Here is a 558-nt window from a genome sequence, read left to right on the forward strand (position 1 = left end):
GCAGCAGCCGGCGGGTGTGATAGCCGGCGTCCACGACCTTGGGCCGGACCCGGTAGCCGCCGTCCACCGTGGACAAGTCCACCTCGGCGACGTCGAAGCCCAGCTCGTTGAGCCGGCGGATGCGGCCCTCGATGTCGTGCCGGGCGTCGCGGGGCACCTCCTGCTCGTAGGTGACCTCGTGCCAGAGCCGCTCGTAGCGGGCCACGATGTCGTCGACCACGGCCTCCGGGTCGATCGCCTCGTGCAGCAGCTCGGCGGCCTCCAGGTCGAGGCACTCGCCGAAGATGTTCAGCCGCAGGATCTCGATGTCCTCGCTGCGCTGACCCTCGGAGAGCTTCGGATACAGGTTGCCGGTCTCCGCGTCGACCAGGTATGCCGCGAAGGCGCCCGCGTCCCGCCGGAACAGCGTGTTGGACAGCGAGCAGTCACCCCACGAGAAGCCGGTGAGGTGCATCCGCACGATCAGCGCGGCGAGCGCGTCGAGCAGCCTGTTCATCGTCTCGGGCCGCAGCATGTGGGAGAAGAGCGCCCGGTACGGCAGCGAGAACTGCAGGTGCC

At 69.4% G+C, this 558-nt stretch carries 1 protein-coding gene; it reads right to left on the minus strand.

Translation table 11 applies throughout. The features are described from left to right. On the minus strand, positions 1–558 hold a 558-nt coding region (locus DMB66_RS60615; RefSeq protein ID WP_125812742.1), incomplete at both ends, for a DUF4032 domain-containing protein.

The sequence above is a fragment of the Actinoplanes sp. ATCC 53533 genome (assembly GCF_003947245.1).